This is a genomic window from Candidatus Accumulibacter sp. ACC012, assembly GCF_907163155.1.
GTDB lineage: Bacteria > Pseudomonadota > Gammaproteobacteria > Burkholderiales > Rhodocyclaceae > Accumulibacter > Accumulibacter delftensis.
Window position 1 is genome coordinate 95,492 of record NZ_CAJQUC010000018.1, and the last position, 22,663, is coordinate 118,154.

The 22,663-nt window shown below is 63.7% G+C and carries 21 protein-coding genes; 2 read left to right on the top strand and 19 right to left on the bottom strand.

From position 1 onward, the window contains the following. Window positions 1–9: 9 nt before the first annotated feature. The 7 genes from pheT to QZ648_RS17645 all read right to left on the bottom strand — a co-directional run bounded on the left by pheT (window position 10) and on the right by QZ648_RS17645 (window position 8,154). Window positions 10–2,385, bottom strand: a complete 2,376-nt coding sequence (pheT, locus tag QZ648_RS17615) for a phenylalanine--tRNA ligase subunit beta (protein WP_291997815.1) — start codon at window positions 2,383–2,385, stop codon at window positions 10–12. A 53-nt stretch (window positions 2,386–2,438) separates the two neighbouring features. Then, window positions 2,439–3,485 (bottom strand): phenylalanine--tRNA ligase subunit alpha, encoded by a 1,047-nt coding sequence (pheS, locus tag QZ648_RS17620; protein ID WP_291997816.1) that lies wholly within the window; start codon window positions 3,483–3,485, stop codon window positions 2,439–2,441. Between the two features lie 52 nt (window positions 3,486–3,537). Beyond that, entirely contained in the window at window positions 3,538–3,897 is a 360-nt protein-coding gene (gene rplT, locus QZ648_RS17625) for a 50S ribosomal protein L20 (protein ID WP_042335591.1), read from the bottom strand. Between the two features lie 11 nt (window positions 3,898–3,908). Beyond that, entirely contained in the window at window positions 3,909–4,106 is a 198-nt protein-coding gene (gene rpmI / locus QZ648_RS17630; protein WP_291997817.1) for a 50S ribosomal protein L35, read from the bottom strand. A gap of 116 nt (window positions 4,107–4,222) precedes the next feature. Next, complete coding sequence (gene infC, locus QZ648_RS17635) at window positions 4,223–4,750, bottom strand: translation initiation factor IF-3 (RefSeq protein ID WP_169065296.1); 528 nt, start codon at window positions 4,748–4,750, stop codon at window positions 4,223–4,225. A gap of 26 nt (window positions 4,751–4,776) precedes the next feature. After that, window positions 4,777–6,693 (bottom strand): threonine--tRNA ligase, encoded by a 1,917-nt coding sequence (gene thrS, locus QZ648_RS17640; protein WP_291997818.1) that lies wholly within the window; start codon window positions 6,691–6,693, stop codon window positions 4,777–4,779. A gap of 219 nt (window positions 6,694–6,912) precedes the next feature. After that, window positions 6,913–8,154, bottom strand: coding sequence for a DUF1887 family CARF protein (locus tag QZ648_RS17645; protein ID WP_291997819.1), 1,242 nt, complete (start codon window positions 8,152–8,154; stop codon window positions 6,913–6,915). Between the two features lie 213 nt (window positions 8,155–8,367). On the opposite strand from QZ648_RS17645, the gene QZ648_RS17650 reads away from it, so the two are divergent. Beyond that, window positions 8,368–9,438 (top strand): calcium/sodium antiporter, encoded by a 1,071-nt coding sequence (locus tag QZ648_RS17650; protein ID WP_291997820.1) that lies wholly within the window; start codon window positions 8,368–8,370, stop codon window positions 9,436–9,438. A 357-nt stretch (window positions 9,439–9,795) separates the two neighbouring features. Here the strand turns inward: QZ648_RS17650 and ureG are convergent, their stop codons facing one another. The 12 genes from ureG to urtA form a co-directional block, all read right to left on the bottom strand. Continuing rightward, window positions 9,796–10,407 carry an urease accessory protein UreG gene (gene ureG, locus QZ648_RS17655; RefSeq protein ID WP_291997821.1) on the bottom strand — a complete coding sequence of 204 codons (612 nt, stop codon included), beginning with the start codon at window positions 10,405–10,407 and terminating at the stop codon, window positions 9,796–9,798. Between the two features lie 29 nt (window positions 10,408–10,436). Beyond that, window positions 10,437–11,108 carry an urease accessory protein UreF gene (locus QZ648_RS17660; RefSeq protein WP_291997822.1) on the bottom strand — a complete coding sequence of 224 codons (672 nt, stop codon included), beginning with the start codon at window positions 11,106–11,108 and terminating at the stop codon, window positions 10,437–10,439. Window positions 11,109–11,152: 44 nt separating this feature from the next. Then, entirely contained in the window at window positions 11,153–11,695 is a 543-nt protein-coding gene (gene ureE / locus QZ648_RS17665; RefSeq protein ID WP_291997823.1) for an urease accessory protein UreE, read from the bottom strand. A gap of 7 nt (window positions 11,696–11,702) precedes the next feature. Then, window positions 11,703–13,430, bottom strand: a complete 1,728-nt coding sequence (ureC, locus tag QZ648_RS17670; RefSeq protein ID WP_291997824.1) for an urease subunit alpha — start codon at window positions 13,428–13,430, stop codon at window positions 11,703–11,705. Further along, the gene (locus tag QZ648_RS17675) at window positions 13,427–13,735 is read right to left on the bottom strand and encodes an urease subunit beta (RefSeq protein WP_291997825.1); all 309 of its coding nucleotides are present in this window, start codon (window positions 13,733–13,735) and stop codon (window positions 13,427–13,429) included. The genes ureC and QZ648_RS17675 overlap by 4 nt, the downstream gene beginning before the upstream one ends. A 9-nt stretch (window positions 13,736–13,744) precedes the next feature. After that, window positions 13,745–14,047 (bottom strand): urease subunit gamma, encoded by a 303-nt coding sequence (locus QZ648_RS17680; protein ID WP_291997826.1) that lies wholly within the window; start codon window positions 14,045–14,047, stop codon window positions 13,745–13,747. A 301-nt stretch (window positions 14,048–14,348) separates the two neighbouring features. Then, entirely contained in the window at window positions 14,349–15,248 is a 900-nt protein-coding gene (locus tag QZ648_RS17685; RefSeq protein ID WP_291997827.1) for an urease accessory protein UreD, read from the bottom strand. Further along, complete coding sequence (gene urtE / locus QZ648_RS17690; protein WP_291997828.1) at window positions 15,245–15,955, bottom strand: urea ABC transporter ATP-binding subunit UrtE; 711 nt, start codon at window positions 15,953–15,955, stop codon at window positions 15,245–15,247. The genes QZ648_RS17685 and urtE overlap by 4 nt, the downstream gene beginning before the upstream one ends. 6 nt (window positions 15,956–15,961) lie before the next feature. Then, window positions 15,962–16,729 (bottom strand): urea ABC transporter ATP-binding protein UrtD, encoded by a 768-nt coding sequence (urtD, locus tag QZ648_RS17695; RefSeq protein WP_291997870.1) that lies wholly within the window; start codon window positions 16,727–16,729, stop codon window positions 15,962–15,964. A 110-nt stretch (window positions 16,730–16,839) separates the two neighbouring features. Then, on the bottom strand, window positions 16,840–18,057 hold the full coding sequence (gene urtC, locus QZ648_RS17700; RefSeq protein WP_291997829.1) for an urea ABC transporter permease subunit UrtC: 1,218 nt from the start codon (window positions 18,055–18,057) through the stop codon (window positions 16,840–16,842). Between the two features lie 10 nt (window positions 18,058–18,067). After that, window positions 18,068–19,666 carry an urea ABC transporter permease subunit UrtB gene (gene urtB / locus QZ648_RS17705; protein ID WP_291997830.1) on the bottom strand — a complete coding sequence of 533 codons (1,599 nt, stop codon included), beginning with the start codon at window positions 19,664–19,666 and terminating at the stop codon, window positions 18,068–18,070. Window positions 19,667–19,758: 92 nt separating this feature from the next. Further along, the gene (urtA, locus tag QZ648_RS17710; protein ID WP_291997831.1) at window positions 19,759–21,027 is read right to left on the bottom strand and encodes an urea ABC transporter substrate-binding protein; all 1,269 of its coding nucleotides are present in this window, start codon (window positions 21,025–21,027) and stop codon (window positions 19,759–19,761) included. A gap of 422 nt (window positions 21,028–21,449) precedes the next feature. Between urtA and QZ648_RS17715 the strand changes: the two genes are divergently transcribed. Further along, on the top strand, window positions 21,450–22,430 hold the full coding sequence (locus QZ648_RS17715) for a hypothetical protein (protein ID WP_291997832.1): 981 nt from the start codon (window positions 21,450–21,452) through the stop codon (window positions 22,428–22,430). The last annotated feature ends 233 nt before the right edge of the window (window positions 22,431–22,663 follow it).

A 22,663-nucleotide genomic window follows, 5' to 3' on the forward strand; every position in this document is an offset into this window, starting at 1 on the left:
CTCCCTTTCTCAGACCCGAAGCTGCGCCGCGAATGTCGTTTGCAGATAGCCCACCAGATGCTGCATGGCGGCCTCGACTTCGACTTCCTGTAATGTTTTTCGAGTATCTTGCATCATTATTCGGAAGGCAAGGCTTTTCTTGCCAGCCTCGACCCCAGGCCCGACATAGACGTCGAACAGATTGATTTCACGAACAATTTCCGAACGACTGGCGATCATGCCGTCGATCAAGGGCTGCAAATCCAGTTTCTGATCGACCACGATAGCCATATCACGTATGACCGGTGGTTGCCGCGAGACCTCCGTGTATTGCGGCAGGCTGGCCATGACTATAGCATCCAGATCGACTTCGAAAACGACCGGCGCCAACGGCAGTTCGTATTTCTGCTGCCACTGCGGATGCAACTCGCCGACGAAGCCAATGGCCTGGCCATCGACGACGACGCGCGCACTGCGCCCGGGATGCAGGGCCGGATGCTGCGCCGCCTCGAAGTGGGCAATGCGCGGTGCGAGCAAGCGCTCAAGATCGCCCTTGATGTCGAAGAAATCGACCTTGCGTGCGGCACAGCCCCACTGCTCGGGAAAAGCACTGCCGTAAGCCAGTGCCGTGAGTTTCCACGGCTGTCGAAAGCCGGCCACCGGTTCGCCCTGGGCGTCGCGGAAAAAACATCGCCCGGTCTCGAAAAAACGAGCCCGCGCCTGTCGCCGCTTGAGGTTGCTGGCAACGTTGGCGACGAGACCGCCGATCAAGGTCGAGCGCATGACGCTCAGCTGACTGGCAATCGGGTTGGCCAGGCGAATCAGTTTGCTGTTGTCGGCAAAATCACGCTCCCATGCCTCTTCGACGAAAGCGAAGTTGACCACCTCCTGATAGCCACAATCGGCAACGATCTGGCGCACACGCGCCAGGGGTCGTGCCTGCTCGGTCTGTGGCAACATCGCCAGCAAGCCCGTCGGCGATGTCGCCGGGATGTTCTCATAGCCGTGCAGGCGCGCCAGCTCTTCGATCAGGTCTTCCTCGATCTCGATGTCGAAGCGGTAGCTCGGCGGGGTGACGATGAAGTCGTCGGCTTGCCTGCGAAATGGCAGCGCGAGACGCGAAAAAAGGGCGCTGATTTGTTCGCCGTCGAGTGCTACGCCAAGCACCTTGGCGACGCGCGCCGGGCGCAGGCGAACCTCGTGGCGCTCGGGCAGGGTCGCCAACGCTTCACTCACCGGCCCGGCCTGACCACCGCAAATATCGAGGACCAGACGCGTCGCGCGTTCGAGCGCGCGCCGCGTGCCGCCGAAATCGACGCCGCGCTCGAAACGATGTGAGGCGTCGGAAACAAAGCTGTAACGACGCGCGCGACCGGCGATCGCCGTCGGCGCAAAGAAAGCCGACTCGAGGAATAACTCGCTGGTGGCCAGGCTGATGCCGCTTTCCTCGCCACCCATCACGCCGCCCATCGCCAGCGGCCGCTGCTCATCGGCGATCAGCAGCACATCGTCCTGCAGCTCCAGGGTCTGCTCGTTGAGCAGGGTGATCTTTTCGCCCGCAAGCGCCATGCGCGCGTGAATGGCGCCGTGCAGGCGGCTGTTGTCAAAAGCGTGCAGTGGCTGGCCGAGTTCGAGCATCACGTAGTTGGTGATATCGACCACGGCGGAAATCGGCCGAATACCGCTGCGCTCGAGGCGGCGACTCATCCAGGTCGGGGTCGGCGCCGCAGCGTCGACGCCGGTGATCACCCGCCCGCAGTAGCGTGGGCAAGCTTCCGGGGCATCGAGAACAATGGCCCGTGCAGTGGCGATGGACACCTCGACAGCATCGACCAGCGTAAATCGCGCCAGCGTTCCGGTCAGTGCGGCGACCTCGCGGGCGACACCTTCCAGCGACAGGCAGTCGGCCCGATTCGGCGTCAGCTTGAGGGTCAACAAGCGGTCATCGAGATCGAGATGGTGACGAATATCCTCGCCCACCGGCGCATCGCTGCTCAGCAAGAGCAAGCCGGCGGCGTCTTCGGCGATGCCGAGTTCCTTCGCCGAGCAGAGCATGCCTGCCGAGGCCACGCCACGCACCCTGGCGACCTTGATCGTGAAGCCGCCCGGCAGTTCGGCACCGGGAAGCGCGCACGGCACCTTGATCCCGGCAGCCGCGTTCGGCGCCCCGCAAACGATCTGCAGCGTTTCGCCCGAACCGATATCGACACGGCAGACATTGAGGCGATCGGCATCAGGATGCTTTTCGACTGCGAGCACCTGCGCGACGAGCACCTTGTCGAAGGCCGGAGCGACCGCTTCCTCCTCCTCCACTTCGAGACCAGCCATGGTCAACAGATGCGAAAATTCGCTACCCGAACAAACCGGGTCGACGAAACTACGAAGCCAGGATTCTGAAAATTTCATGAACGCGAGAACTCAGGAGAAGGCATGGTCGGCGGCAGGATCACAGGCCACGGTCAGACGAACTGGCGCAGAAAGCGCAGATCGCCGTCGTAGAACAGGCGCAGGTCATTGACACCGTAACGCAGCATCGTCAGCCGGTCCGGTCCCATGCCAAAGGCAAAGCCGATGTACTTCTCGGGGTCGATGCCGACGTGGCGCAAGACGTTCGGATGGACCATGCCGCAACCGGCAATCTCCAGCCAGCGGCCTTTCAGCGGACCGCTCATGAAGGCCATGTCGATTTCTGCCGACGGCTCGGTGAAGGGAAAGAATGACGGGCGGAAGCGCACCTGCAGGTCGTCGCTCTCGAAAAAGCGGCGCAGGAAGTCACCGATAATACCCTTCAGGTCGGCAAAGCTGACCCGCTCGCCGACCCACAGCCCTTCGACCTGATGGAACATCGGCGAATGCGTGGCATCGGAATCGACGCGATAGACACGCCCTGGCGCGATCACGCGGATTTCCGGCATCGTTTCTGCGCCGGCAAAGCGGGCGACATGGGCCTGCATGTAGCGCACCTGAATCGGGCTGGTATGGGTGCGCAACAAGACGTTCTCGGCAACGCCCCCGGACTCGTCCTGCAAATAAAAAGTATCGTGCATCGAACGGGCGGGGTGATCTGCCGGCGTATTGAGCGCCGTGAAGTTCTGAAAGTCGGCCTCGATTTCCGGCCCATCGGCAACCTCGAAACCGATCGAGGCGAACAGCGACTCGATGCGCTCCAGCGTCCGCGTGACCGGATGCAGGCCACCGCGCGACTGTCCTCGACCCGGCAGGGTCACGTCCAGCGCCTCTTCAGACAGGCGCGCGGCCAGCGCCATCTGGCGCAGCGCTTCGCGGCGCCCGTTGAGCGCTGCTTCGACGGCGTCCTTGGCACGATTGATGCTCGCACCGACGCTCTTGCGCTCGTCGGCGGGAAGCTTGCCCAAGCCTTTCAGCAAGGCGGTAATCTCGCCGCTCTTGCCAAGATAGGTGGCTTTGACTTGCTCGAGGGCGTCGGAGTCGTCGGTCGCCGCAAAGGCGGCCGACGCGGCTTGGACTATTTGATCGAAGTTATGCATGGTTCACCGAAAAAAAGGAGGCTAGCGCCTCCTTTCTTGACACGGGTCGAGCTCAGGCGTCGAGCTGGGCCTTGGCCTGCACGGCCAGAGCGGCAAAAGCCGGCTTGTCGAAAACAGCCAGATCGGCGAGCACCTTGCGATCCACCTCAATCTGCGCCTTTTTGAGGCCATTCATGAAGGTACTGTACTTCATGCCCAGTTCTCTGGCCGCGGCGTTGATACGGGCAATCCAGAGGCTGCGAAACTGACGCTTGCGCTGGCGACGGTCACGATAGGCATACTGACCGGCCTTCATCACCGCCTGTTTGGCGACACGATAGACGTTCTTGCGGCGACCGCGATAACCCTTGGCCAGGGCGAGGATTTTCTTGTGGCGGGCGTGCGCGGTTACACCGCGTTTGACTCGGGGCATCTCTTATCTCCTCAAGCGTAAGGCATCATGGAACGAACCATGGCCTTGTCAGCTGCATGAACTTCGGTCGTCCCGCGCAACTGGCGCTTGGTCTTGGTGTCTTTCTTGGTCAGAATGTGACGCTTGAACGCCTGCGCGCGCTTGATGCGGCCGCTGGCGCTGACCGTGAAGCGTTTTTTTGCTCCACTCTTGGTCTTCATTTTGGGCATTTCATGCTCCGTTTATAAACATGCTGCCAGGTGTCTCCCGACGGGAGCACTTTCGACCCGACCGCACTTGTTTTTGCTACCAGGATTTGTATCAGGACCTGCTTCTACATCTACCTCTACGACGATTTCTTCTTGCTCGGCGTCAGCACCATGACCATCTGCCGCCCTTCCATCTTCGGCATCTGCTCGACCACCGCCATTTCCTGCAAATCACCTCTGATACGCTCGATCTGGCGCATGCCGATATCCTGATGCGCCATTTCTCGACCGCGGAAGCGCAAAGTGACCTTGACCTTGTCTTCTTCGTCCAGGAAGCGCGTCATGTTACGCAGCTTGATCTGGTAGTCGTTCTCGTCGGTACCGGGGCGAAACTTGACCTCTTTGACCTGCACCTGCTTCTGTTTCTGTCGCTGCTCGTGCTGGCGCTTCTGCTCCTGGTACTTGAACTTGCCAAAATCGACAATCCGGCAAACCGGCGGTCGCGCCATCGGAGCGATCTCGACCAGATCGAGCCCCGCTTCCTCAGCCAGCGACAGTGCCTCCCTGGAACTCATGACCCCCAATGCCTCGCCATCCTCGCCGATGAGCCGGATTTCTAATGCATTGATCTCTTGGTTAATGCGTTGCGCCTTTTGCAGTGCGATGGTTCCGCTCCTTGTGTCTACAGAAGTTAAGCCGTACCACTTCGCGCGGCCACTTCATCCAGAAGTTGCCCAGTCAGAGCCTCGATCGACATTTGTCCGAGATCCCGACCTCCGCGTGTGCGCACGGCCACCAGGTTCGCTGCCATTTCCTTGTCGCCAACGACGATCTGGTAGGGCAGCTTGTTCAAGCTATGTTCTCGTATTTTATAGGTAATTTTTTCGTTGCGCAAATCCGCCTCGACGCGCAGGCCGGCATTGCGCAGCGTCGCCGCCACCTGTTCAGCGTACGCGCCCTGCTTCTCCGAAATATTGAGCACCACCGCCTGCGTCGGCGACAGCCACAATGGCATTGCACCAGCATAATTCTCGATGAGAATGCCGATGAAACGTTCCAGCGAACCGAGGATTGCCCGATGCAGCATCACCGGGACATGCCGATCGTTGTCCTCGCCGACATAATGCGCATTGAGGCGCTCGGGCAAGGCAAAATCGAGCTGCAGGGTGCCGCACTGCCAGACACGACCAAGGCAATCCTTCAGCGAGAACTCGATCTTCGGGCCATAGAAAGCGCCCTCGCCCGGCTGCACCTCGAAGCTCCGACCCTTGGCCTTCAGCCCTTCGCCAAGGGCGGCCTCGGCGCGGTCCCACTGGGCGTCGGAACCAATCCGCTTTTCTGGACGCGTCGATAGCTTGACGATGATGTCGGTGAACCCGAAATCGGCATAGACCTTCTCCAAAAGGTCGATGAAGGCTTCCGTCTCGGGCAGCACCTGCGCTTCCGTACAAAAAATGTGCGCGTCATCCTGCACGAAAGCGCGTACGCGCATGATGCCGTGCAAAGCCCCTGAGGGCTCGTTGCGGTGACAGGAACCGAACTCGGCCAGACGCAAAGGCAGGTCCCGGTAGCTGCGCAAGCCCTGATTGAAGATCTGGATATGCCCGGGGCAATTCATCGGCTTGACCGCGTAATCGCGATTTTCGGAAGCGGTGGTGAACATGTGCTCGGCGTAGTTGTCCCAATGCCCCGAGCGCTCCCATAAGGAGCGATCCATGATCATCGGCGTCTTCACTTCGCAATAGCCGTGCCGGCCGAGCAAACGACGCATGTACTGCTCAACTTCCTGCCAGATCGTCCAGCCCTTGGGATGCCAGAAAACCATTCCTGGTGACTCTTCCTGGAGGTGAAACAGGTCAAGTTGCCGACCGAGCTTGCGGTGGTCGCGCTTCTCGGCCTCTTCGAGCATATGCAGATACGCTTCCTGGTCCTCTTTCCTGGCCCACGCCGTACCGTAGATGCGCTGCAGCTGTTCGTTGCGATGATCACCGCGCCAGTAGGCACCCGCCAGCTTCATCAGCTTGAACACTTTCAGCTTGCCGGTGGACGGCACGTGCGGCCCGCGACAGAGGTCGACGAAATCGCCTTCGCGATAGAGCGATACCTCCTGCCCCTCGGGGATGGCCTCGATCAGCTCGGCCTTGTAGCGCTCGCCGATGGACTGGAAGAAAGCCACCGCCGCTGCGCGCTCCCAGACCTCCCGCTCGACCGGGATATCGCGCTTGGCGAGCTCGCCCATGCGCTTTTCGATGGCCGCCAGATCGTCGTTGGTAAACGGGCGCTGGTAGGCAAAGTCGTAGTAGAAACCGTTTTCGATGACCGGCCCGATGGTCACCTGCGCCTCCGGAAAAAGCTCCTTGACCGCGTAGGCCATCAGATGTGCGGCCGAGTGGCGAATCACCTCCAGGCCCTCGGGATCCTTCTCGGTGATGATGCCCAGCTGCACGTCGCCGACAATCAGGAACGAGGTGTCAACCAGACGCCCGTCGACCTTGCCGGCAAGCGCGGCGCGTGCCAGACCGGCGCCGATACTCTGCGCGACTTCGGCAACCGTCAGCGGCTGTGCGAACTCTCTTTGCGAACCGTCAGGCAGTGTAACAACCGGCATAAGGCAACCCCAGCACAAAAATGGAAAAGCGGGATCTGCGACCAGCGGCAGCAACAGCCGCGGAAGGGATCGCGCGGCCCGAGCAGCCGGATCCGCGAGGGCAGGATTCTAGCACAGCGCCCAGCGCCTGCGAAAAGCCAGCGCGGCGCCAGCAGCTGCCTCACCTCGCCGCTAGGCACGGGTGGCGCCGCCCGCTAGACAAGAGAGCGCCAACGGGCGTCACGACCGCGCAGGGGAAGCCTCGTCGAGATGCATCCAGTGCTCGATATCGCTACGCAGGTCCGCCAGTTGCTCGGGTTCGATGAGGCGGATACGGTAGGCGCGGGCGCGTTCGCGCGCCGCCGAACCGGTGCCGGGATGCAGTCGCCTGGCGGTGAGCAGCCAGGTTTCGCCCATCGCCCCGCCGACATGCCGACGCAGGCTGTCGAGACGGTTGAGGATGGCCTGACTACCGCCCTCGGTAGTGATCTGCACGCCGGTCTTGCATTCGAGTACCAGGAGCTGGTTGCGCCACACCAGCGCGGCGTCGAGTTCGTTGCCGGTGCCTTCCGGTGCGCCCTCGGCGTCGATGCGCACATTGGTGCCCCAGTGGCCGTCGGGTATCAAGCCATCGGCCTGCAAGCCAGCGAGCGTCAGCCAGACCCATTCCTCAAGCCAGCCGCCACCAGCGTAGCGGGTCAAGGTCTCGCTGCCGAAAGCGAAGTGACAGTCGCCGTCCCAGTGCCAGATACCAGCCTGTTCGAAGGCCCAGGCAAGCTGGTGGTGATTGGCGAAGAGCGGCCGTTCGGCGACGATTTCGCTCTGAAACGGACGGATGACCATGCCATCCGGACGCGTCTTTGGCAGAACTTCGCGGGTCAACCGGTTGACGTAACCGAAGAAGCCGCCGAGCTGCGCAGCGGAACACGCCAGATGCTCGGTCAGAAAAGCACGCGCGGCGGCGGCGAGGGCGAAATCGGCGCCCCAGGTGGGATCGGCGACGACGCGGTAACCCTGCATCTGCAAGAGGTCGCTCAGGCGCAGCATGTCCGGCGGCAAGGACAGCGGCTCGCCGCCACCCAGAGGCTCGAGCAGATCGTGGTGAGTATCGCAGTACCAGGCATCGCCCAGGCCGGCAAAGGCCCCGAGAAAGCCGAAGGACATCACCTTCGTCCCGCCACTGGCATTGAGGTCGATCGGCCAAGCAGGGAATTCGCGGCCCAGCGACGCCGCCAGTTCGCGAGCGTAGCTGCTGATGCGCCCGAGGTCGTGGTCGGGCGTGTGGCGAACGATACGCACCGCATCTTCCGCCCAGCCTGCTTCACGCAGAACGCGACTGACCTGCAACGCACCCTGGCATGCCGGCTCGGCATCGCTGGCAGCGATGACCACCTGAGCCGGCCGCAAGCGCAGTGCCGGCAGAGTGTTTTGCATGATCTGCTCGGAAGCCAGGCAGACAAGAACGCGTGGCTGGAACGACATGTAGTGTTTCCGAAGGCGAGTGAAGCGGTCATTGTGCACTTTTTGCCGGCACTTGCATCGCGGACGCGCGCTTGAGTCGAACTGACGGGCGTGCGATGATCGCCGCGCCACCCGCCATGGAGCCGGCTTGCGCGCGGTCAAGGGGCGGCGCCAGCGCTGGCGGCCTGCGCGCTGGCCGGCGACTACGCCCATCAAACACACGGAAAACATCACATGCTCTGGTTCATCCCGGGTCTCATCGCCCTGATCGTCGGCGCCGAACTGCTGGTCCGCGGCGCTTCGAAACTCGCTTTGTCGTTCGGTATCTCGCCGCTGGTGGTCGGGCTGACGGTGGTCGCCTTCGGGACCAGTGCGCCCGAACTCGCGGTGTCGGTGCAATCCGCGTGGTCTGGCCAGGTCGACATCGCGCTCGGCAACGTGGTCGGCAGCAATATTTTCAACGTCCTGTTCATTCTCGGCCTATCCGCCCTGATCGCGCCCTTGCTGGTGCATCGGCAGTTGATCCAGCAGGAAGTGCCGATGATGGTCGCTCTTTCGCTGCTGCTCTGGCTGCTCGCCAGCGACGGGGGTATCAGCCGTGGCGACGGCCTGCTGCTGGTCAGCCTGCTGCTCGCCTACACTTTCCTGGTCATCCGCCAGAGCCGCCGCGAGAGCCGTGCCGGCGCGCCGCTCGTGTCCGAGCTCCCGCCCGTCGACAGCCACGCCTGGGACGCTCACTGGCTGGCGCAGCTCCTGTTGGTCGCGGCCGGAATTGTGCTGCTCGTACTCGGCGCCAACTGGCTGGTCGAAGCCGCGGTCACCCTGGCCCGGCGCCTGGGGATGAGCGAAGTGGTCGTCGGACTGACCATCGTCGCCATCGGCACCTCGCTGCCTGAAGTCGCGACCTCGATCACGGCGGCGGTACGCGGCCAGCGCGACATCGCCGTCGGCAACGTGGTTGGCAGCAATATCTTCAACATCCTCGCCGTGCTTGGCATCTCCGCCAGCATCGCCCCGGGCGATCTGCTCGTGCCAGCGTCCTTGATGGCCTTCGACCTGCCAGTGATGGTCGTCGTTGCCGTCGCCTGCCTGCCCATCTTCTTTACCGGCCACCTGATCGCGCGCTGGGAAGGGGCGCTGTTCCTCGTCTACTATGCGGCCTACACCACCTACCTGGTGCTCAACGCCGCCGGCCACGCCGCGCAAAGCGGCTTCTCGCTGGTGATAGGCAGCTTCGCCCTGCCGCTCACCGCCGTCACCTTGATCCTGCTCGCCTGGCGTCATTGGCACAAGGTCCGCAGCTAACGGTCATGACAATCGATACACCCCAGATCATGAAAGTCATGACCGTTTTCCCTCTTCCCCTGCCCCTTCTCCCGCAAGGGGAGAAGGGAGTTTCGTGAGTCGCTTGCGCGACTTTCACACTAAGGCGATTTCTTTCAAAGGACAAGCTGGGTCGTCCTTGTCCGGCAAGCGCCTGGCGAGAGGGTGGCACTGGATTGCCGCGTCGGCTGCGCCTCCTCGCAATGACGGTGAGCGGGGAAACAAGTGCCGGGGGTGGCGACAAAAGGCGCGGTGCGAAAGATGTGCATTCCAGGCACCACAAGGATTTCGTGCTGCTTGCCGGCACACCGGAAGTGGCCTCGCAAGGGCCACGCTGCGCTAGCCCAACAGCCCCCGCGCCTCGATGAAGGCAATGATCTCCGCCAACCCCTCACCGGTCTTCATGTTGCTGAACACGAAAGGCCGCGCGCCGCGCATGCGCCGGCTGTCGCTGTCCATCACTTCCAGCGACGCACCGACCATCGGCGCCAGGTCCGTTTTGTTGATCACCAGCAGGTCGGACTTGGTGATCCCCGGGCCGCCTTTGCGCGGGATCTTTTCGCCGGCGGCGACGTCGATCACGTAGATCGTCAGGTCGGAGAGTTCGGGGCTGAAGGTCGCCGCCAGATTGTCGCCGCCGGACTCGACGAAGACGATCTCGATATCCGGAAAGGCAGTCGTCAGGCGGGCGACGGCTTCGAGATTGATCGACGCATCCTCGCGAATGGCGGTATGCGGGCAGCCGCCGGTTTCGACACCGAGAATGCGTGCCTGCGGCAGCGCGGCGTGCTGGACGAGGAATTTCGCGTCTTCGGCGGTATAGATGTCGTTGGTCACCACGCCGAGGCTGTACCTGTCGCGCAGCGCCAGACACAGGGCCAGGGTGAGTGCCGTCTTGCCGGAACCGACCGGGCCTCCGATACCGATGCGCAGCGCGGGACGTGGGTTCATCTTGGGGGTACTTTCTTTCACACTTTCTTTCATGAGCGGAAGAGTCTCGTGTATTGCGTTTCATGGCCGCTGCAGGCCAGCGCCAGGCCAGGAGCAAAGTTACTCCAGCGTTCTTCGGGAAGGACAAGCGCGCGCTCCACGACAGCCGGCAGGCGGCTACCCAGAGCCAACAGAATGCGCTGCCCGGCAGTCTGCCCGAGCGGTACCGCCTTGAGCGCCGCCATGGCCTGATTCTCGCACCATGACCAAAGATACGCGGTCAGCGAATCGGCGACCGGTATTTTCCAGACCTCGGCCGCCAGCGCCCAGCCGACCGGGAAGGAAAGCTCTGCCAGCGCGTCGAAAGCCGGTGGCACGGCAAAGTCGTCCAGTTCATGCAACAGTCGGCGCAGCGAATAACCCATCTGCAGAGTCTCGGCGCGCAATTCGGCGGACTCGCGACTGGCCAGAAAGTCGGCGTTCAGGCGCGCGATTTCGCCATGCTGCGAATCTGCCCAGGCGCGCTGCAACTGGGCGGTGAGCGGTGCTTCGAAGCAGCCGATACCCTCGTCCAGCAAAGCGGCAATCCACGCCAGCGCGCTGCCCTGGTCGTGCACCCGGCCGCTTTCGACCGCCCACTCGAGACCTTGCGAATAGGTGTAGGCGCCGACCGGCAGCGCCGGGCTGGCGAGTTGCAGCAGACGAGGCAGTGACGGATTCAAGGACTCAAGGATTCAAGGATTCAAGGACTCCCGTTGACACGTTCTCACTTGAACTCATGAATTTTGGCCGGCGAGCGGTGCGGGCCGTGGCCGGGATGATGGGCTTCCGTGACATCCGCGCCGGGCAGCGGACGATAGCCGTGCGTACGCGCATGGGCATGCGTATGTGCGCCGTAGGCGCCGCCCTCGGGGTCAAATGGACTTTCGATCTCGCTGACCGGGCAACCCAGGCCGACCAGCATTTCGGCCAGTACGTGGTCGGGCTGGAAGCGCAGAAAGTGCTCGCCGAGTTGGACGGGCACATGCCGATTGCCGAGGTGGTAAGCGGCACGGCCGAGCAGCAGGCTGTCGCCGGTGCGCACTTCGAGCAGCACTTCCGGCGCCGCCTCGACTTCGATCACCAGGCCGTTGCCGGTGAGCAGGCGATCACCCTGCTTGAGCACGGTGCCGGATGGCAGCACATAGCCCAGTTCCTCGCCGCTGAGCAGCGTCACCCGCTGCCGACTCTTGCGGCGCACATCGTAAGGCAGCACCAGGCGATCGCTGGCGGGAGTCTGGTCATCGGCAAAGGATTCGGCAAAAAGCATGCTCGGCTCAGAAAAGGAAATAGCGTTGCGCCATCGGCAGGACGCTCGCCGGCGCGCAGACCAGCAGCTCGCCATCGGCGCGTACGGCGTAGGTTTCAGGATCGACGTCGATCTTCGGCGTCGCGCCGTTATGCACCATGTCCGCCTTGCGCACCTGGCGGGTGTCGCGGACGGCAAAAAGCGGCTTGCTCAATTGCAGCGCAGCGAGCTCCGGATTATCCAGCGCCGCCTGCGAAACAAAAGTCACGGAAGTGCGCAGCGCCTTCCCGAAGGCGCCGAACATTGGCCGGTAGTGTACCGGCTGCGGTGTCGGGATCGAGGCGTTGGCGTCACCCATGGCGGCGGCGGCAATCATGCCGCCCTTGACGATCAGCGACGGCTTGACGCCAAAGAACGCCGGCTTCCAGAGAATCAGGTCGGCAAGCTTGCCGACCGCGATCGAGCCGACCAGGTGGCCGATGCCGTGCGTGATGGCCGGGTTGATGGTGTATTTGGCCAGGTAGCGCTTGACGCGGAAGTTGTCGTTGGCGCTCGCGTCCCCGGTGTTGGCCGCGGCCGCCGGTGCCGGCAAATGCCCGCGCTGCACTTTCATCTTGTGCGCCGTCTGCCAGGTGCGGATGATCACTTCGCCGACGCGACCCATCGCCTGCGAGTCCGAGGACATCATCGACAGCGCGCCGAGGTCGTGCAGGATGTCCTCGGCGGCGATCGTTTCGCGGCGGATGCGGCTTTCGGCGAAAGCCACGTCTTCGGCGATCGCCGGATCGAGGTGGTGACAGACCATCAGCATGTCGAGATGCTCGTCGACGGTATTCACCGTGTACGGCCGCGTCGGGTTGGTCGACGACGGCAGGACGTTGGCCTCGGAAATCGCGCGCAGGATGTCGGGCGCGTGCCCGCCGCCGGCACCTTCGGTGTGGAAGGTATGGATCGTCCGCCCCTTGAAGGCGGCCAGCGTCGTTTCCACGAATCCGGATTCGTTGAGGGTGTCGGTATGGATCGCCACCTGCACGTCCATCTCGTCGGCCACCGCCAGGCAGTTGTCGATCGCCGCCGGTGTCGTTCCCCAGTCCTCGTGCAGCTTGAGACCGATGGCGCCGGCACGCACCTGCTCGCGCAGCGGTTCGGGCAGCGAGACATTGCCCTTGGCGTAGAAACCGAGATTCATCGGAAAAGCGTCGGCGGCCTCGAGCATGCGCTGGATATGCCACGGCCCCGGCGTGCAGGTCGTCGCGTAGGTACCGGTGGCCGGGCCGGTGCCGCCGCCGAGCATGGTCGTGATTCCCGACATCAGCGCTTCGTCGATCTGCTGCGGGCAGATGAAATGGATATGCGCGTCGATGCCGCCAGCGGTGACGATCATACCCTCACCGGCAATGATCTCGGTGCTGCCGCCGATGGCGATGCTCACGCCAGGCTGGATGTCCGCATTGCCGGCCTTGCCGATGGCGCTGATGCGGCCCTCCTTGATGCCGATGTCGGCCTTGACGATTCCCCAGTGGTCGACGATCAGGGCGTTGGTGATCACGGTATCGGCAACTTCAGCCGCCACTTGCTGGCCCTGCCCCATGCCGTCGCGAATGACCTTGCCGCCACCGAACTTGACCTCGTCGCCGTAGACCGTGAAGTCGTCCTCGACTTCGATCCATAACTCGGTGTCGGCCAGGCGCACGCGGTCGCCGACGGTCGGCCCGAACATCTCGGCGTAGGCCTGCCGGGAAATCCTGACGCTCATTCCAGCCCTCCCATGACCAGACCGTTGAAACCATAGATGCGTCGCTGGCCGGCCAGCGCCACCAACTGCACGCTGCGCGTCTGCCCGGGTTCGAAGCGCACCGCCGTTCCGGCGGCGATATCGAGCCGGAAACCGCGCGCCGCCGCACGGTCGAAAACCAGCGCGGTATTGGTTTCGGCGAAGTGGTAGTGCGAACCGACCTGAATCGGGCGGTCACCGGTGTTGGCGACCGTCAGTTGCACCGTCTGACGACCGGCGTTGAGTTCGATCTCGCCGGGCTGGACCTGCATTTCTCCGGGAATCATGGCCCCTCCTCAGATGATCGGGTGGTGAACGGTGACCAGTTTGGTGCCGTCCGGAAACGTCGCTTCGACCTGGATGTCGTGGATCATCTCGGGCACGCCGTCCATCACCTCATCGCGGTTCAGAATCGTCGTCCCAAAGCTCATCAGTTCGGCGACCGTGCGCCCGTCACGCGCGCCTTCCACGATCGCCGCGCTGATCAGCGCCACCGCCTCCGGGTAATTCAACTTCAGCCCACGCGCCTTGCGCCGTTCAGCGAGCAGCGCGGCAGTAAACAGGAGCAGCTTGTCTTTCTCTCGCGGCGTCAGTTCCATTCGTCTTCCTCGGGCTTCCTGGTGTAATACTGAATCATTGATGAGACTTTCGGCGACACGGCAAACTGCCCGCAACGCTTATGGTGCCTGACATTTGGCCCCCCACCGTCATTGCGAGGAGGCGCAGCCGACGCGGCAATCCAGGGCCATCCTCTCACTTTTTCTGCCGCATCGACCACCCACAAGGCAAAACCTCTCGCTTGCCACGTCGGCTGCGCCTCCGCGCAATGACCTGCGGGCGAGAGTGACGCCGCAATCCAGCTGCCGCATTCCGGCAGTCCGGCATACAGGCGTTCAAGGTTCAAGTATTCCATATACGCGGCAAGACGGCCGCTTTGCCGAGCGCCAGCGGGCGCAATTGCTGCCATACCTCGCGCAGCCATCCCCGCGCCGCCTCGGCACCGGGCGCCAGACAGCGCGCAACGAGCAGCTCGGGCAAGGCGGTCACCCCGGTCAGCAGGCCATCGGCCACTGGCAAGGCGCGGCAGGCTGCCAGCCAGTCGCGCTCGACCGCCCGGCCGGCGAGCAGCAAGCTCGCACTGACCGGAAAGCCGGCGAGACCGGGAGCAGCCGCCAGCCAGGAGGAGCCGCCGAGCAGCCGACCGCGCTCCAGCCATAGCGGCTGCCCTTGCTTCTCGATCCGCGTCGCCAGTTCCAGACGGCCATGACTGAAGCGCTCGCCAGACGCCGTTCGTCCCAGGCAGAGGATTTCCCAGCCGCAGAACAGCGCACCGCCAGCCAATTCGATGCGCGTCTGCATCTGCGCTTCGGCGCCGTCAAAGACGATCGTCTCCTGCGGCAGATACTCGACCACGCCACCCTCGCCAACCCGCACGCTCAAGGACTGGCTCGCCTGCCGACCGCCCGCACGATACCACTTGCCGGCGCCCGGTGTGGTCAGCAGCGCGCGTGCGCCAGCACCGACATTGACCGCGATCTCCAGGCTGTCGCCGCCGGCGATGCCACCCGGCGGATGCAGCAGAATCGCATGGCAAACGTCCGGACCTTCCGGGTAGAGCGCCTTCTGCACGCGCAAGGGCCCGAAATGCTCGCGCTGCACCAGCGCGCTGTTCGCGCCGCGGCGCTCGAAACCCAGCGCCAGCCGCGCCTGCCAGCCGGGGCGCGCCGCTTCCTCGCTGGCCTGCCCGTCCCTACCGTCGCTACCGTCGCTACCGTCCCTTGCCGCCGGCGCCGCAATCAAACGGCAAGGGCTGCGAGAACCCCGTCTTTATCCATGTCTTCACCTCGTCCGCGCATGATGATCTCGCCCCGTTCCATCACCAGGTACTGATCGGCAAGGGAACGCGCGAAATCATAGTACTGTTCGACGAGCAGAATGGCCATTTCGCCGCTTTGCGCCAGGGCCCGGATGGCGCGCTCGATGTCCTTGATGATCGACGGCTGGATGCCTTCGGTTGGCTCGTCGAGGATCAGCAGCTTGGGGCCCATGGCCAGCGCACGGCCGATCGCCAGCTGTTGCTGCTGGCCACCGGAAAGATCGCCGCCGCGACGGCGCAACATCTGCCGCAGCACCGGGAACATCTCGAAGATGCGCTCGGGGATCGGCGTACTGCCCGGACAACTGGCGAGCCCCATCAGCAGGTTCTCGTGTACCGTCAGGCGCGGGAAAATCTCGCGCCCCTGCGGCACGTAGCCGATGCCGGCCTTGACCCGCTGGTGCGAAGCGCTGCGACTCAGATCGCGGCCGGCAAACTCGATGCTGCCGCCTTTCGTCGCCACCATCCCCATCAGCGACTTGAGCAGGGTCGACTTGCCGACCCCGTTGCGGCCAAGAATGGTGGTCACCTTGCCGGCCTCGGCGGTGAAACTGAGGTCGCGCAGGATGTGGCTACCGCCGTAGTACTGGTTGAGGTTCCTGACGTTCAGCGTGGTGTTCAATGCACTCATGGATTCTCAGCGCCCCAGATAAACTTCAATGACCCGCGCATCCGCCTGCACCTCCTCGAGCGCGCCTTCGGCGAGGACACTGCCTTCGTGCAGCACGGTGACCTTGCCGCCGAGCTGCTTGACGAAAGCCATGTCGTGCTCGACGACGACCAGCGAATGCTTGCCGGCCAGGGTCAGAAAGAGTTCGCCGGTGCGTTCGGTTTCCTCGTCGGTCATGCCGGCCACCGGTTCGTCGAGGAGCAGCAGCTTCGGCTCCTGCATCAACAGCATGCCGATCTCCAGCCATTGCTTCTGGCCGTGCGAAAGCAGGCCGGCCAGGCGGTCGGCGTGAGCACCGAGGCGGATCGTCTGCAGCGTTTCGGCAATGCGGTCGCCGGCCGCCGAATCGAGCTGCGCCAGCAGGCTGCGCCAGACGCGCTTGTCCGTCTTCATCGCCAGCTCGAGGTTCTCGAAGACCGTGTGGTTCTCGAAAATGGTCGGTTTCTGGAACTTGCGGCCGATGCCGAGATGCGCGATCTCGGGTTCCGAGAGGCGCGTCAGATCAAGCGTCTGGCCAAAGAAAGCGCGGCCTTCGTCAGGCCGCGTCTTGCCGGTGATGACGTCCATCATCGTCGTCTTGCCGGCGCCGTTCGGCCCAATGATGCAACGCAGCTCACCGGCGTCGATGGTCAGCGACAATTTGTTGAGGGCGCGAAAACCGTCGAAGCTGACCGTGATCTCGTCGAGATAGAGAACGACCTTGTGCGACAGGTCGAGCTCGCCCGGCCTGTACATATGCCCGAGCTCGGCAGTACCGCTGTCCCAGTCCGGATTGTCGCTGACTGGCAGCTCACTCGCGTTCGTCGCGTTCGTCGCGTTCATCGCGTTCATCGCATTCGTCGCGTTCATGCGCCCGCTCCTTTGCTGACGGCAGCGGCGGCAGCGACGGGAGCGACGGCAGCAAGCGATGCCACCTGCGCCGCGGCCGGCTGACCATCCTGCGCCCCCCCTGTTCCAGCCCGCAGCCGCCGGTAGAGGCCAACGACACCCTGCGGCAACCACAGCGTCGAGACGATGAACAGCGTACCCAGGAAGAACAGCCAGTATTCGGGGAAGCTGACCGTGAACCAGCTCTTGGCGAGGTTGACGATGAAAGCGCCGATGACCGCGCCGATCAGCGTGCCACGTCCGCCGACGGCGACCCAGATGGCGATCTCGATGGAGTTGGCAACCGCCATTTCGGAGGGATTGATGATCCCCACCTGCGGCACGTAGAGCGCCCCGGCGATGGCGCACAGCATGGCCGACAGGGTCCACACGAAAAGCTTGTACCACAGCGGGTTGTAGCCGATGAACATGACGCGCGATTCGGAATCGCGGATCGCCGTCAGGATGCGGCCGAACTTCGAGGTCACCAGGAAGCGCGCCAGCAACAGGGTGCCGATCAGGGCCAGCGCCGACAGGCCGAAAAGCACCACCCGCGTTTCCGGCGCGGTGATCGAATAGCCAAGGATGCGCTTGAAGTCGGTGAAGCCGTTGTTGCCGCCGAAACCGGTCTCGTTGCGGAAGAAGAGGAGCATCGCCGCGTAGGTCAGGGCCTGCGTGATGATCGAGAAATAGACACCCTTGATGCGCGAGCGAAAAGCGAAGTAGCCGAAGATGAAGGCGATCAGCGCCGGCACGATCAGTACCAGCAGCACGGCCCACAGGAAGTGCTCGCTGCCGGTCCAGAACCAGGGCAGCTCTTGCCAGTCCAGGAAGACCATGAAGTCGGGCAGGTCGCTCTGGTAGCTGCCGTCGCGACCGATCTCGCGCATCAGGTACATGCCGAAGGTGTAGCCGCCGAGCGCGAAGAAGAGGCCATGGCCGAGCGAGAGGATGCCGCCGTAACCCCAGATCAGATCCATGGCCACGGCGACAATCGCATAACAGAGAATCTTCCCGGTCAGGGTGATGAAGTAGGTCGACAGGTGCAGCGGATTCTCGGGCGGCAGCAGCAGGTGCATGACCGGCACCGCGACCAGCGCGAAGGCGGCGAACAGCCCGACCAGCAGCCAGCTGCGCGCGTCGAAGCTACGCCCGAGGCGGACGATGAAGGGCGTGCGGGCAGACGAAGAACTCATGGATGCTCCCTCACGACTCGACGAAGCGGCCCTTGAGGGCGAACAGCCCCTGCGGACGCTTCTGGATGAAGATGATGATGATCACCAGGACAGCGATCTTGGCAACCACGGCGCCGGTCCAGCCTTCGAGGAACTTGGTCAGCACGCCGAGACCGAGCGCCGCCCAGACCGCGCCGGCGAGCTGCCCGACGCCGCCGAGCACGACAACCATGAAGGAATCGACGATGTAGCCCTGGCCCATGTCCGGGCCGACGTTGGCGATCTGCGACAAGGCCACGCCGCCGAGCCCGGCGATGCCCGCGCCAAGGCCGAAAGCCATGGTGTCGATACGCCCGGTCGGCACGCCGACACAGCCGGCCATCGGCCGGTTCTGGGTCACCGCGCGCACGAACATGCCCATCCGCGAGAGATTGAGGATCGACCACATGGCAGCCAGCACGGCAATCGAAAAACCGATGATGATGATCCGGTTCCACGGCAGCAGCAGGTTCGGCAGCACCTCGACGGCGCCGGCCATCCACACCGGATTGGCGACTTCGACGTTCTGGGCGCCGAAGACGGTACGTGCGACCTGGATCAGGAACAGCGAGATGCCCCAGGTGGCGAGCAGGGTTTCCAGCGGCCGCCCATAGAGGTGACGAATGACGAGGCGCTCCATGAGCACACCGACCAGCGCCGCGGCGAGAAAACCGGCCGGGATAGCGGCGAGCAGATACCAGTCGAGAAAATTCGGGAAATAGGCCTGGAAGACGCTCTGCATCGCCCACGCCGAGTAGGCGCCGACCATCAGCAGCTCGCCGTGCGCCATGTTGATCACCCCCATCACGCCATAGGTGATGGCCAGGCCCAGCGCCGCGAGCAGCAGGATCGAGGCCAGCGACACACCGGTGAAGGCGCGCCCGACGTTCTCGGCGAAAGCCAGGCGTTTTTCGATGGCACGGATCGCGGTGCCGGCGGCCGCGCGCACCGCGCTGTCCGGCTCGATCCAGTTGCCATCGCGCTTTTCGGTCAGCGGCGCGAGCAACTGCAGAAGATTGGGATCAGCGCTGTCGCCAAGCAGGCGCACGGCACCGAGGCGAACGACGGCGTCGCTCGAACCGAGGCTGCCCTGCGCATGCGCCATTTGCAGAGTGGCCTTGATCTCGGCATCGCTTTCGGCGGCCAGCGCCTTTTCGAGCAGCGGCAGCAGCTCGGCGTCGGCACCCGACGCCACTTCCTGCGCCGCTTCCCAGCGCACTTCGCGTTCGCTGGAAAACAGGCGCAGCGCCGCCAGGGTCGACGTCAGTTCGCGGCGCAGACGGTTGTTGATGGCGATCGACTCGGTCACTTCCGGCGCCGGGAGGATCGCGGTATTGGTCGCCGCATCGATCACCCGCTCGCCATCGACGATCACCACGCGCTCGCCGGCCAGCGCCAGCGATCCCTTGAGCATGGCCTTGAGTACCGGCAGCGCCTCGCGCTGCGCGCCCTCGGTCAGGGCCGTGATGGCGGTGATCTTGGCGTCGTTGCCGGCGGACGCCAGGGGCGTGAGCAGCGCCGGGTCAATCGCCGCGAGCGCAGAAGACATGCTCAACAGCCAGCCGAAAACCAATAATCCAATCGTACGCATGCTCTCTCCAGGATCAGGCACGGGCCTGCGCAATACGCGCCGCCCGTGCCCTCAACCACTCATCTACTATTTACGCATTCAGCAAACGACGCTCACTTGCCTTCCGGCTCGCCTTTCTTCTTGTCGTTACCCGGAATGTACGGGCTCCACGGCGCCGCCTTGACCGGGCCGGGGGTCTTCCAGACGACATCGAACTGTCCGTCGGCGCGGATCTCGCCGATGAACACCGGCTTGTGCAGGTGGTGGTTTTTCTCGTCCATCTTGATATCGAAGCCGGACGGAGCCTTGAAGGTCTGCCCGGCCATCGCCGCGATGACCTTGTCGACATCGGTCGACTTGGCTTTCTCGACCGCCTGCTTCCACATGTAAACGCCGATGTAGGTCGCTTCCATGGGGTCGTTGGTCACCGCCTTGTCGGCGTTCGGCAGACCCTGCTTGACCGCCCAGGCGCGGTAAGCCTTGGTGAAGCCGTCGTTGACCGGGTTCTTCAGGGTCATGAAGTAGTTCCAGGCCGCCAGATGGCCGACCAGCGGCTTGGTATCGACGCCGCGCAGCTCTTCTTCACCAACCGAGAAAGCCACCACCGGCACTTCCGTCGCCTTGATGCCGGCGTTGCCCAGTTCCTTGTAGAAGGGCACGTTCGAGTCGCCGTTGATGGTCGACACCACCGCCGTACGCTTGCCTTCGCTGGAGAACTTCTTGATCTTGGCGATGATCGTCTGGTAATCGCTATGACCAAAAGGCGTGTATTCCTCCATGATGTCGGCGTCGGCCACACCCTTGGACTTCAGGAAGGCACGCAGGATCTTGTTGGTCGTGCGCGGATAGACATAGTCGGTACCGAGGAGCACGAAACGCTTCGCCGAACCGCCATCCTTGCTCATCAGATACTCGACCGCCGGAATCGCCTGCTGGTTTGGTGCCGCACCGGTGTAGAAGACGTTGTACTCGAGTTCCTCGCCTTCGTACTGCACCGGGTAGAAGAGCAGGCCATTGAGCTCCTTGTACACCGGCAGCACCGACTTGCGCGACACCGAGGTCCAGCAACCGAAAGTCACCGCCACCTTGTCCTGGCTGAGCAGCTGCCGCGCCTTCTCGGCGAAGAGCGGCCAGTTCGACGCCGGATCGACGACCACCGGCTCCAACTGCTTGCCGAGCACGCCGCCTTTGGCATTGATCTCGGCGATGGCCATGAGCACGGTTTCCTTGAGCGCCGTCTCGGAAATCGCCATCGTCCCGGAAAGCGAATGCAGGACACCGACCTTGATCGTCTCGGCGGCCAGCGCGTTGAAGGAACTCAGCCCCAAAGCCGCGCTAACGGCAACGGCGGAAACGGTCTTCACGAAATTGCGACGTAGCATCTGATTGCTCCTCGAAAGTTGGAAACGGGGTAATCGGGAAAAATTTCTTCCAGCGAGGGGTACTAAGCAATCACCGTGCCAGCTCACAAAAGCGCGTGAAACGAGCGCCGCAAAGCTTGTTTATCGTCGGCACGCACTTTCGCGGGGCGCGGCTCGCCCTCTGCGCGCACCACAATGAAGCGTCGCGCGCACTCCGGCAGAGGCTGGCGAGACAAGCGCCAAGCCCGCCGCCGCAAGGCGGAGCCGGGCATCACGTCGATTGACGCCGACCGCCAAGGGCGCATACACTCCGCCGCAAGTCGCGGCGCCGCAGCCGGCGGCTGCGCCCACCGGGCCGCAGCGCTTGCTCAGAGGCGATGGGCTGGCCCACCAAACAGCTCGCCACAATGCCCCCTCCGAACCCGCCTGGCAGCCAGCCAGGAATGCTCCCGATCGATATGGATTGCGCACCCCGCTCACCAAGGACGCGTTCGCTGACCTGGGCCGTCGCCCTGTCGCTGATCGTGCACGGCGTGGTGCTGTTCTTTCCCCAGCAAGAACCGACACGCCTGCGCGCCATGTCATCGCGCTTCGAAGCCACGCTGTCGCCCACCCCGCAAGCGGCGCGACCCAGCCCACCGCGTCCAGCGACGCCGCCGCAGCCGCTTACGCCACCGAAACGCGTTGCGGCCAAGCCACCGCCCAAGCCAGCACCCAAGTCAACGCTGAAGCCAGCGCCGAAGCCAACGCCGAAGCCAACGCCGAAGCCGCCAGCCACAGCCGCCGTCAAAAAGCCGACGCTCAAACCGACCCCGCCGCAAGCGCAGCCACAGCCGCGGGTGATCACCGTCCCCGCCGCGCCGGCAGCAGCGGTCGCCCAGGGGCCGCGGTGGTTCACGGGCGAGAAGTACGAGATGAAGCGTTTTCTCGACGATCTGGAAGCGGAGGCCAAACCCGCAGCCAAACCGAAGCTGGCGCAGAGCGCGCTGGCCATGGCGCGCAGCCAGGGCCAGCAACAGGCGCGCAACGACGAAGAGGGCACAGCCATTCTCGAGCGCCTCCCCAACACCCCGCCACCCGCGCAGTTCAGCCTCGATTTCTATGTGGACGGCGTCGTCAAACGCCTCAACCGCAGCGCCGCCTTCGTGCGCAACGACCCCAGAAGCAAGGGCATGCGCATGGCCGCCGTCCACTTCCGCATCAATCCCGACGGCAGCCTGAAAACCTTCAAGGTACTCAACGCAGGCGACCAGCAGGAAGAGATTGCCTTCATCAAGTCAGTCGTCGAACGCGCCATCCCCTTCAGCGCCTTCCCGGCCGACATCGCCCGCTCCGCCCGCTCGCTGGGCATCACCATCTGCATCCAGCCAAATCGCGGCGGCGGTTTCGGATTTGCGCGCGTGCCCGACGGCCGCAAGTGCTGATCCAGCACCTGCTCCCCCGTCCCCCGTCCCCCGTCCCCCGTCCCCCGTCCCCCGTCCCCCGTCCCCCGTACCCCGCACCCCGTCCCCCGTCCCCCGACACCGTCATTGCGAGGAGCGTAGCGACGCGGCAATCCAGTTACACCATCTGACTACTTGGCGGTCGTCGCACCGATAAGGCCTACAACCAAACCTCTGGATTGCCGCGTCGGCTGCGCCTCCTCGCAATGACGGAG

Coding starts and splice junctions, on each gene's coding strand:
- pheS (WP_291997816.1), bottom strand. CDS start 3,485: ATGCATAACTTCGATCAAATAGTCCAAGCCGCGTCGGCCGCCTTTGCG.
- urtB (WP_291997830.1), bottom strand. CDS start 19,666: ATGCGTACGATTGGATTATTGGTTTTCGGCTGGCTGTTGAGCATGTCT.
- QZ648_RS17675 (WP_291997825.1), bottom strand. CDS start 13,735: ATGATTCCCGGAGAAATGCAGGTCCAGCCCGGCGAGATCGAACTCAAC.
- urtA (WP_291997831.1), bottom strand. CDS start 21,027: ATGCTACGTCGCAATTTCGTGAAGACCGTTTCCGCCGTTGCCGTTAGC.
- QZ648_RS17715 (WP_291997832.1), top strand. CDS start 21,450: ATGCTCCCGATCGATATGGATTGCGCACCCCGCTCACCAAGGACGCGT.
- QZ648_RS17650 (WP_291997820.1), top strand. CDS start 8,368: ATGCTCTGGTTCATCCCGGGTCTCATCGCCCTGATCGTCGGCGCCGAA.
- urtC (WP_291997829.1), bottom strand. CDS start 18,057: ATGAGTTCTTCGTCTGCCCGCACGCCCTTCATCGTCCGCCTCGGGCGT.
- urtD (WP_291997870.1), bottom strand. CDS start 16,729: ATGTACAGGCCGGGCGAGCTCGACCTGTCGCACAAGGTCGTTCTCTAT.
- thrS (WP_291997818.1), bottom strand. CDS start 6,693: ATGCCGGTTGTTACACTGCCTGACGGTTCGCAAAGAGAGTTCGCACAG.
- rpmI (WP_291997817.1), bottom strand. CDS start 4,106: ATGCCCAAAATGAAGACCAAGAGTGGAGCAAAAAAACGCTTCACGGTC.
- ureE (WP_291997823.1), bottom strand. CDS start 11,695: ATGCTTTTTGCCGAATCCTTTGCCGATGACCAGACTCCCGCCAGCGAT.
- rplT (WP_042335591.1), bottom strand. CDS start 3,897: ATGCCCCGAGTCAAACGCGGTGTAACCGCGCACGCCCGCCACAAGAAA.
- QZ648_RS17645 (WP_291997819.1), bottom strand. CDS start 8,154: ATGTCGTTCCAGCCACGCGTTCTTGTCTGCCTGGCTTCCGAGCAGATC.
- ureG (WP_291997821.1), bottom strand. CDS start 10,407: ATGAACCCACGTCCCGCGCTGCGCATCGGTATCGGAGGCCCGGTCGGT.
- urtE (WP_291997828.1), bottom strand. CDS start 15,955: ATGAGTGCATTGAACACCACGCTGAACGTCAGGAACCTCAACCAGTAC.
- ureC (WP_291997824.1), bottom strand. CDS start 13,430: ATGAGCGTCAGGATTTCCCGGCAGGCCTACGCCGAGATGTTCGGGCCG.
- pheT (WP_291997815.1), bottom strand. CDS start 2,385: ATGAAATTTTCAGAATCCTGGCTTCGTAGTTTCGTCGACCCGGTTTGT.
- QZ648_RS17680 (WP_291997826.1), bottom strand. CDS start 14,047: ATGGAACTGACGCCGCGAGAGAAAGACAAGCTGCTCCTGTTTACTGCC.